Here is a 9089-nt window from a genome sequence, read left to right as displayed (position 1 = left end):
AACCTTTATCAAAAAGTGTACTTATTGATACGCCCGCAAAATCATCGCAAAATCTGTCGGATAGTCTCAAAACCTATACTTCCACTGCGAAAATCATCCAAAAAATAGACATTCACCCCCCCGTTTGCTATAATGAAGGTTATGAATGTGCTGTCTCAAAAAGTACACTTTTTGAGACAGCACATTGTTTATCCAGCTAGTTTCATTGCACGAAAAAAAGAGCATGGACACACTGCTTTGTGTTTCCATGCTCTTTCTTGTTGTCGTGTTATTTTAGGCATAAAAATAGCCCGCTGTATCTTTTGATACAACGGGCTTTATCTTCAAGTGGTGCGGATGACAGGGGTCGAACCTGCACGTCGTAAGACACTGGATCCTAAGTCCAGCGCGTCTGCCAGTTCCGCCACATCCGCATTACTCTCCAGTATAAGAGAACGTTACTTATTATATACTTCTTTTTTTTGCTTGTCAAACTTTGAACAACTAAGAAACTTAGCTTCCCCAAGTAGTTTTCTAGTTAGGTATATAAAAAAAGCCGCTTATGGTTGCGGCCTTTCTCACATACTAGTTACAAGGGAAGAGCCGACGCTGCTACACATCAGCCGTCCTTTTTGTATCTAAATTATACTACTTCCCCTAATACCTTTCAAGTATTTACATCTTTAAAATTTATTATTCACGTCCGCACCAGCAATGGTTCAAAAATCTTTACGAGCCAGGAGCCAATGCTGAAGCCTTGTTCTACCTTGCCGACTGTCATATCGACGCTGCCAATCGGCTCGCCGTCGTATTTGATGATGGCTTTGCCGATCACGTCGCCGTTCTTGTGCGGGGCAGCGATGACTTTCGGCAGGTCATAGGTGACAGTGTAGTGGGCTGCGTCCTCGCCGTTCAGCAGCGGGTAGTTGATATCACTGGCCAGATAGACATCGGTTGTCGCCTGTTTGGCCCCCTTTACCCAGACGCGGCGGTGCACGCGGTCCTTGGACAGTCCCTTGACCATCTTCACATGGTCAAAGCCGTAGTCAAGGATTGCCTTTGCATCGGTAAAGCGGTCATCCAATGTCGGAGCCTGCATGATTATAGCGATCAGTTCCACGCCATTGCGCTTGGCTGACGCCGCGAGGCAGCCACCTGATGCCTGTGTCCAGCCTGTCTTGATGCCCGTCATGCCTTCGTATTTTCCCAACAGCAGGTTCGTATTCTCTACTGGCAAGGCGTGACCACTCGGAAATGCCCAGCGGATATAGCCGTTCTTCTGCCCAACGATTTCGCGGAACTTTGGATTTTCCATCGCATAGCGCGCGAGTTTTGCCATGTCACGCGGCGTCGAATAATGATTGCCATTCGTCAGTCCATTCGGATTGACGAAATTCGTATCCTTCATGCCAAGCTCGTGCGCCTTTTGGTTCATGCGCGTGGCAAAGGCTGCAACATTGCCGTCGATATGCTCAGCCACAGCTACGGCAGCACCGTTATCCGATACCATCAGCATACCTGTCAAAAGCTCGTCAGCAGTCAGCCTTTGTCCTGCCTTGATGCCCAGCGGGCAATCCTCGGTGGTCGACGCCGTCGGCGAGATAAAAATCTCCGTATGCGGGCCGATGTTTTCCAGCCCGAGGATTCCCGTCATGATTTTCGTCATGCTGGCTGGGTAGTGCCGCTCGTCAGCATTTTTCTCCCAGATGACGCGGCCTGTCGATGCCTCGATGAGAATCGCCGCTCTGGCCTTGATCTGCGGCTCCAATTCGCCATCTTCTGCGCCAGCCAGGGGCATATGTATACTAAGCAGGCAAACGATCAAAATACCTGCCAGGATTTTCCGAAAAAACCTCAAAATTCTCCCAACTCCCTCATAAAAAATAGAGCCTTCCTGCTTGGAAAGGCTCTATTATTATAGCACGTTATCTGCCATTATGCACATGAGGCCAATCAATCTTTTGGCATGGCGAGCCGCAGTGCATCGCTGATGGTCTCAGCGCCATAGAGATGGATGCCGTCGGTCTCACGGGCCAGCTGCCGGTAGTTCTTCATCGGCAGCACGACATGCTCAAAGCCTAATCGCTTGGCCTCGTTGATGCGGATGTCAGCCTGGCCGACAGCGCGCACCTCGCCCGATAAGCCCACCTCGCCAAAGACGATGGTCTTAGGCCGCAGCAGGCGGTTGGCAAAGCTTGACGCCATGGCCACGCAGATGCCGAGGTCAGCTGCCGGCTCGTCGATGCGGATGCCGCCCGCCACCTTGACATAAACATCACAGGCACCGATCTGCAGATGCACACGCTTTTCGAGCACGGCCAGCAAGAGCTGGATGCGCTTGATATCGACCGAATCAGCCGTACGGCGCGGCGGCACATACGGCGTCGGTGCGACAAGTGCCTGCAGCTCGACAAGCAGCGGACGCGTCCCCTCCACCGTCGGTATGATGACCGTACCGCTGTCGCCCACGCGATCAGACAAAAAGAGTTTTGATGCATCCGGCACGTCGACGAGTCCCACCTCACGCATCTCAAAAAGTCCGAGTTCGTTCGTACTGCCAAAGCGGTTCTTGACCGCCCGCAACACGCGGTATTCGGCATTGCGCTCGCCTTCGAAGTAAAGCACCGTATCGACGATATGCTCAAGGACACGCGGGCCAGCCAGATTGCCCTCCTTGGTCACATGGCCGATGACAAAAGCGGCAATGCCGTTCGTCTTAGCAATCCGCAGGAGGTCTACCGAGCACTCACGCACCTGTGAGACACTGCCCGGCGCGCTCTGCACGTCAGGCTTGAAGATGGTCTGTATCGAGTCGATAACCAAAAGATCCGGCTTGATATTGGCCACGTGAGCTTCAATCGTCTCCAGATTCGTCTCGCTGACAACAAAAAGGGTATCGGCGATTGCCTGCAGCCGGTCGGCACGCATGCGCACCTGCCGTGTGCTTTCCTCGCCAGTCACATAGAGTACACGACGGCCGCCGCGTGCCACGTCAGCACAGACTTTTAGCGTGAGGCTTGACTTGCCAACGCCGGGATCGCCGACAATCAGTACCATCGAGCCAGGAATCACGCCGCCACCCAGCACGCGGTCAAGCTCGCCCGAGCCTGTCGCAAACCGCGGCAAATCCTCGACCTGCACCTCGGCAATCGGCTGCGGCTTTACGGCATCCGATAGTCCGAGCCGCAGGCCACCGCCCCCAGCCGGCTCTGGCGTGATGGTCTCTTCGACCATCGTATTCCACGCTCCGCAACCGGGACAGCGGCCAAGCCACTTAGGCGCATCGTAGCCGCATTCCTGACAGACGTAGACCGTTTTCTTTTTCTTTGCCATATCATTTTCCTATCCTTTTCAGCAGGCGGATGGTCCAGCGGCCCAGCCAAATGATAGCCCAGAGCAGGTTCAGGATGAAATCCAGCACTCTGCCGCCAAGGCTTTTGGGGGCCAGTTTATTTTTCGGCATCAGCCTGCTCCTTCTTGGCCGCCTTCGGTTCCTTCTTTACAAAGTCCAGGCTGTCGCCATTCTTGCGGACATAGATGGTATCGCCCGCCTTGAAACTGCGCGCGAGCAAACGCTCAGCAATCGCATCTTCGATGTGTTTCTGCAAAGCGCGCTTGAGTGGCCGCGCACCGTATTTGAAGTCCATACCGGCATCCACGAGCTTGTTCTTCGCCGCCGGACTGATTTCGAGCTTGATTTCCTTTTCTTCGAGGCGCTTCTTGACATCGCGCAGCAGGATATCGACAATCTTCGCAAGCTCAGCCCGCCCAAGCGGACGGAATACCAGCAGCTCATCGATGCGGTTGAGGAACTCCGGCTTGAAGATGCGCTTGACCTCGCCGAGCACACGCTTGCGGGCATTCTCCTCCGCCTGTGCCTCCTCATCAGCAGCACTGCCGATGGCAAAGCCTAACGATGTATTCTGCTTTTTGAGGAAGCTTGCGCCCGCATTCGAGGTCATGATGATGACCGTGTTGCGGAAGTCCACAGTACGTCCCTGGCCATCGGTCAGGCGGCCGTCGTCGAGCACCTGCAGCAGGATATTGAACACGTCAGGATTGGCTTTCTCAATCTCGTCCAAAAGGATGATTGAGTACGGCTTGCGGCGCACCGCATCAGTAAGCTGGCCACCCTCCTGGTAGCCGACATAGCCCGGCGGCGCACCGACCATGCGCGATACGCTGTATTTTTCCATGTACTCGGACATGTCAAAGCGGATGACCGAATCTTCACTGCCAAACAAGGCTTCTGCCAGTGCCTTGGCAAGCTCAGTCTTACCAACACCTGTGGGGCCTAAGAACAGGAACGAGCCAATCGGACGCTTCGGATCTTTCAGCCCTGCCCTTGCCCGGCGGACGGCCTTGGCTACTGCGGTCACGGCCTCACTCTGGCCGATGACACGCCGCATGAGGATTTTCTCCATATTGAGCAGTCGTTCCGATTCCTTGGCAGCCAGCTGACGGACAGGGATGCCCGTCCAGAGGGCTACGACATCAGCGATGTCATCGGCCGTGACCGTGATGTGGTTATTGCCACGCTTTTCCCATTTGCGCCGCGCTTCGTCGAGCGCAGTTTCGGCCGTCTGCACGGCATCGCGCAGCGTAGCTGCCCGCTCATAGTCCTGCGAGGCAACCGCTGCTTCCTTCTCCGTATGCAGCCTGCCGAGCTGCTCACGGATTTCCTGCACCTTGCCTGTAGGGGCTACCTGACGCATGCGTACCTTTGAAGCTGCCTCATCCATCAGATCGATAGCCTTGTCGGGCAGGAACCTATCCGTAATGTAGCGCTGCGACAGGCGGACAGCCGCTTCGATGGCTGCATCCTCGATGGTTGCCCGATGGAATTCTTCATACTTGCCACGCAGGCCATGCAGGATCTTGATGGCGTCCTCCGGTGCCGGCTCCTCGACCACGATGGTCTGGAATCTGCGGGAAAGCGCCGCATCTTTTTCCAGATATTTCTTGTATTCATCGAGTGTCGTTGCGCCGATAATCTGGATTTCCCCCCGCGACAACGCCGGTTTCAAGATATTGGCCGCATCGAGCGCGCCTTCGGCAGCACCAGCTCCGACCAACGTATGCATCTCATCGATGAACAAGATGATATTGCCCAGCCGCTGGATTTCCTCGATGATGCCCTTGAGCCGCTCCTCGAACTCGCCGCGGTATTTCGCCCCGGCGACGAGCGAGGCCATCGACAGCGACACAACCTTCTTGTCCTGCAGCATATAGGGCACAGCTCCCTCGATGATGCGCTGGGCCAGCCCTTCGGCGATTGCCGTCTTGCCGACGCCTGGCTCACCGAGCAGGATGGGATTGTTCTTCGTGCGGCGTGACAAGATCTGGATTACACGCTGGATTTCCTTTTCCCGGCCGATGACAGGGTCCATCTGGGCCTCTTCGGCCATGCGGTTGAGGTCACGCCCGTATTTCTTGAGCAGCGGCGCACCTTTTTCCTTGCGGCCGCGCGCCCGCGTCTCCTGCGGGCCGTCATCCTCCGAATGGGGCTGGTCGATGCGGTCCATGACCTCATTCTGCAAGGCATCGGGATCGACGCTTAGCCGATCGAGCACCTCAACGGCCGCGCCTTCGGTTTCCTGCAGCAGGCTCAGCAGGATATGCTCGGTGCCGATGTAGCTATGGCCGAGTGTCTGTGACTCCTCAACAGCCCCTTCCATAACACGCTTGGCCCGTGGCGTATAGTACGGATTATCCGATGGATATTCCGCCTCCTTGGCCACGAGACTGCGGATCTGGCTCACAGCTGCCTCAAAGGTGATACCGAGCGCCTGCATGGCCTGGGCTGCTACGCCCTCACGCTCGTGCAGCAGACCGAGCAGGATATGCTCGGTACCGATGTAGTCCTGCTCCAAGTCCTGTGCCACATACTGGGCAAATTCAATCGCCTTGATGGCACGATTGGTAAAGTGATTTCGAAAATTCATGGATGTTCCTCCGCGCTCACGCGATGGTCCAGCAGCGCTTGCCGCGTCTTGCGGGCCCTGAGCCGGTCGATTTCTTTCTTGGACATGTTCGCATTCTCGGCCAGATTCTGCAGATAACTCTTGCGGCTTACCGTCAGGATATCCGCATAGCAGTCAGCTGTTACCTCACTGATGAGCTTGAGATCAATGCCGAGACGAACCTTCGATAAAAGCTCCATCGTCTCCTTTTCGGACAGCAGCCGCGCATAGGCCAGCGTGCCATAAGCACGCCATACTTCATCTTCGAGCTGCTCCTTGCGATAGAGTGCCAATGCCTTGCGGGCCCGGCGTTCATGCGCTACGATTTCCGTCACGGCACTCTTGAGATTCTCGATGAGCTCCTCCTCCGAAAAGCCCAGCGTCAGCTGGTTGGCAATCTGGAACAGGCAGCCCACCGGCTCCTTCGCATCGCCGTATACCGCGCGTACAGCCAGCCCGAGCTGCGGCGAAATATTGATGATGCTGCCGACATTGCGCGTGAATACCAGCCCCGGCAGATGCAGCAGCACCGAAGCCCGCAGGCCCGTGCCGAGATTTGTCGGGCACGACGTAAGATAGCCCATCTTCTCATCAAAGGCAATATCGAGCTTGGACTCGATGAGATCATCGAGCGTTGAAGCTGTACTCATCGGCAGGTCAAGATTGAGCCCCGGCGCCCAGCACTGGATGCGCAAATGATCCTCTTCGTTGACCATGATGCTGATGCAGCGGTCATCCGACACATAAGCCGCCCGATGCTGGGGATTCTTGACGAGATTCTCCGTAATCAACTGCTTTTCAATCAAGACTTCACGCTGTACCGTCGACAACCGCTCGACATCGACACGATCAAACGGCATCCCCATCGATTTCTCGAGTTCCGGCAAAACACCATCCGTCGCTACAAGCACCTTAGCCAGCTGATTGAAGTCGGCCCGGTTCGGGAACGGCTCGCCGCGCAGGTTGCGTGCCAGGCGGATGCGGCTGGCAATGACGACATCGCTATCCGTGCCGCCGCTCTTCAGCCAGGTAATATCCTTATCCCGCAGCAGTTCATTGATTGCCATCAGCTGCACCTCCTTCCTTCAGCGCCAATTGTGCCTCTAATGCCCGTATCTTATCGCGCAGTTCTGCAGCCCGCTCGTATTCTTCCTGGGCCACACTTTCCTGCAGCTTTTGGCGCAGCATACCGATTTCGTGCTTGAGCTCAATCGTGCCGCCCGTGCGATGCGGGATCTTGCCACGATGCAGGCTCGAGCCATGGATGCGGCGCAAAAGCGGCTCAAGCTGCTGGCGGAACGTCTTGTAGCAGTCTGCGCAGCCAATCTTGCCCGACTGCTGAAAGTCGCGATAGCTCATGCCGCAGCTCGGGCAGACCAGCTCCCGCTGCCCCGCCTGCTGCACTTCCTCTGCATCCGTATGATTGCTGAAGATTCCCTTGAGGAAATCATCCATCGATACATTGCGTGTATGATGCTCGGTTGCCATGAACTCACCGTACGCAGCCGCACATTTCTCGCAGAGATTCTTCTCCACGCGCCCGTCGGGGCCAATCTGGGTAATATGAACGACCGCCTCGTTGCGGCCGCAATCGTCACATAACATCTGCTTCTCCTCCTTTGCGGAAACTACAATCTGCTACGAGAAATTTTCCAATGTCAGCAGCAGGGATTTCAAAAGATGCACGCGTTCCTCATCCGTACAGTTCGGCGACTCGAATGCCGATACCACGACCTGCATCACGAGTGCTGCCTCACGATTCGTTATCATCTGATGCTGCAGCAGATAATGGACCATGGACTGTACCATCGGCAGCTCCGTATCCTTATCTATCTTATCGAGCATGTCCTGATAGACCATATTGCGCGTCGGCACCTGTACGATGCGGATAAAGCCGCCCAGACCACGGCGGGATTCCACGACGAAGCCCTTATCCTGTGTAAACCTTGTCGACAGCACATAGCTGATCTGCGACGGCGCACAGGAAATCTCATCGGCAATGTCCGTACGCCGCAGCTCTACCTTGCCATCCTGTTGTGCCGCCAGCTGGCGCAGGATATAGGCCTCTATCAAATCTGCGATATTGCTCACGTTAATCACCTTCTATTATAATTGACCATTTGACTTTTATCTTATTCTATTATAGCGCCTTTGCACAGATTTTGCTACTGGGAAAATATGGCAACGAAAAAGGAGCTGACCGAGCAGCTCCTTTATGGCCTTATCCGGCAGACTTCGTCTGCCACCTTCCCCTTAGAGAAGACTTTATTGCAGTGCAGTCTTGAGGGTTTCCATATTATTTTTCATCGTATCTATGTATGCATCCATAGCAGATTCATTTGCCTCGCCCGTTACGATTGGGTCGAGCGTATAGATCTTGGCACCTGTCTCACGGGCAATAGTCTCAGCCGCCGACGGCGAGTACTGTGGCTCGACGAACAGGACCTTGACAGGCAGTGCCTTGACCTTCGCGATGGTATCCTCAAGCTCCTGCGGCGTCGGCTCCGTGCCGGGCTCGCGTTCGATGACGCTGACGATATTGAGCTTGAATTCCTTGGCCAGATACGGGAAAGCCTCATGGAACGTCACGATATCCTTATGCGGCAGTTCATCGAGCGCCGCGTGCATCTCTTTTTTGAGCGCTTCAAGCTTCGTGCAATACTCAAGCGCATTCTTGCGATACGCGTCCTGATGGGCAGGGTCCGCCTCGCAGAGCTTGGCCGTGATGGCTTTGACCTGCGCAATCGAGTATGTCACCGACGTCCATACATGCGGATTTTCTTGCTCACCAGTCTTTAAAAGATTGATATCCTTATAATCCGCTGCCTCGATGACCTTGAGCTTCTTATTCTGCTTCACAGCTTTATCGAGGAAGCTTTCCATGCCCGCACCATTGACCACGAACACATCCGCCTTCTCCAGCATCTTCATATCCTCGGTCGTCAGCTGATAGTCATGCAGGCAGCCCGTCTGCGGTTTCGTCATATTGACGACTTCCACGCCATCAACACCCTTGGTGATATTGATGACATCGATATACATCGGATAGAACGAAGTCACGATCGTAAAATTCTTCTTATTGCCACTCTGCTGTAAAGAACTGCAACCAGCAGCCGTAAAGGCCAGCACCAGTACGAGCAGCAATGC

9 protein-coding genes and 1 tRNA gene are annotated in these 9089 nt (G+C 54.9%); 1 reads left to right on the top strand and 9 read right to left on the bottom strand.

Going from position 1 to position 9089, the window contains the following annotated elements; translation table 11 throughout:
* Positions 1–200 (top strand): hypothetical protein (locus FZ041_RS14520; protein ID WP_222931108.1); only part of this gene is annotated, 200 nt, incomplete at its 5' end.
* A 128-nt stretch (positions 201–328) separates the two neighbouring features.
* Here FZ041_RS14520 and FZ041_RS01740 read toward each other — a convergent pair.
* The 9 genes from FZ041_RS01740 to FZ041_RS01705 all read right to left on the bottom strand — a co-directional run bounded on the left by FZ041_RS01740 (position 329) and on the right by FZ041_RS01705 (position 9071).
* Positions 329–413 (bottom strand) — tRNA-Leu (locus FZ041_RS01740).
* Between the two features lie 263 nt (positions 414–676).
* Positions 677–1837 (bottom strand): D-alanyl-D-alanine carboxypeptidase family protein, encoded by a 1161-nt coding sequence (locus FZ041_RS01735; protein WP_149188326.1) that lies wholly within the window; start codon positions 1835–1837, stop codon positions 677–679.
* Between the two features lie 95 nt (positions 1838–1932).
* Positions 1933–3312, bottom strand: a complete 1380-nt coding sequence (gene radA, locus FZ041_RS01730) for a DNA repair protein RadA (RefSeq protein WP_075442022.1) — start codon at positions 3310–3312, stop codon at positions 1933–1935.
* A gap of 1 nt (position 3313) precedes the next feature.
* Positions 3314–3442, bottom strand: a complete 129-nt coding sequence (locus FZ041_RS14680) for a hypothetical protein (RefSeq protein ID WP_255449194.1) — start codon at positions 3440–3442, stop codon at positions 3314–3316.
* Positions 3429–5924, bottom strand: a complete 2496-nt coding sequence (locus tag FZ041_RS01725) for an ATP-dependent Clp protease ATP-binding subunit (RefSeq protein ID WP_149188325.1) — start codon at positions 5922–5924, stop codon at positions 3429–3431. Before FZ041_RS01725 ends, FZ041_RS14680 begins: the two co-directional genes overlap by 14 nt.
* Positions 5921–7009 carry a protein arginine kinase gene (locus tag FZ041_RS01720; RefSeq protein WP_075442026.1) on the bottom strand — a complete coding sequence of 363 codons (1089 nt, stop codon included), beginning with the start codon at positions 7007–7009 and terminating at the stop codon, positions 5921–5923. The genes FZ041_RS01725 and FZ041_RS01720 overlap by 4 nt, the downstream gene beginning before the upstream one ends.
* Positions 6996–7547 carry a UvrB/UvrC motif-containing protein gene (locus FZ041_RS01715; RefSeq protein WP_075442028.1) on the bottom strand — a complete coding sequence of 184 codons (552 nt, stop codon included), beginning with the start codon at positions 7545–7547 and terminating at the stop codon, positions 6996–6998. The genes FZ041_RS01720 and FZ041_RS01715 overlap by 14 nt, the downstream gene beginning before the upstream one ends.
* A gap of 33 nt (positions 7548–7580) precedes the next feature.
* Positions 7581–8033 (bottom strand): CtsR family transcriptional regulator, encoded by a 453-nt coding sequence (locus FZ041_RS01710; RefSeq protein WP_075442030.1) that lies wholly within the window; start codon positions 8031–8033, stop codon positions 7581–7583.
* Positions 8034–8207: 174 nt separating this feature from the next.
* Positions 8208–9071, bottom strand: coding sequence for a metal ABC transporter substrate-binding protein (locus FZ041_RS01705; RefSeq protein WP_255449196.1), 864 nt, complete (start codon positions 9069–9071; stop codon positions 8208–8210).
* Positions 9072–9089 lie beyond the last annotated feature (18 nt).

The organism is Pseudoselenomonas caprae (genome assembly GCF_008271345.1).
Taxonomy (GTDB): domain Bacteria; phylum Bacillota; class Negativicutes; order Selenomonadales; family Selenomonadaceae; genus Selenomonas_A; species Selenomonas_A caprae.
The sequence above is the reverse complement of the archived record's forward strand: the minus strand, read 5'-3'. Positions and strand labels throughout refer to the sequence as shown.

Excerpts from the sequence above, each read along its gene's own strand:
- radA (WP_075442022.1), bottom strand. The coding sequence starts at position 3,312 with ATGGCAAAGAAAAAGAAAACGGTCTACGTCTGTCAGGAATGCGGCTAC.
- FZ041_RS14680 (WP_255449194.1), bottom strand. The coding sequence starts at position 3,442 with ATGCCGAAAAATAAACTGGCCCCCAAAAGCCTTGGCGGCAGAGTGCTG.
- FZ041_RS01725 (WP_149188325.1), bottom strand. The coding sequence starts at position 5,924 with ATGAATTTTCGAAATCACTTTACCAATCGTGCCATCAAGGCGATTGAA.
- FZ041_RS01720 (WP_075442026.1), bottom strand. The coding sequence starts at position 7,009 with ATGGCAATCAATGAACTGCTGCGGGATAAGGATATTACCTGGCTGAAG.
- FZ041_RS01715 (WP_075442028.1), bottom strand. The coding sequence starts at position 7,547 with ATGTTATGTGACGATTGCGGCCGCAACGAGGCGGTCGTTCATATTACC.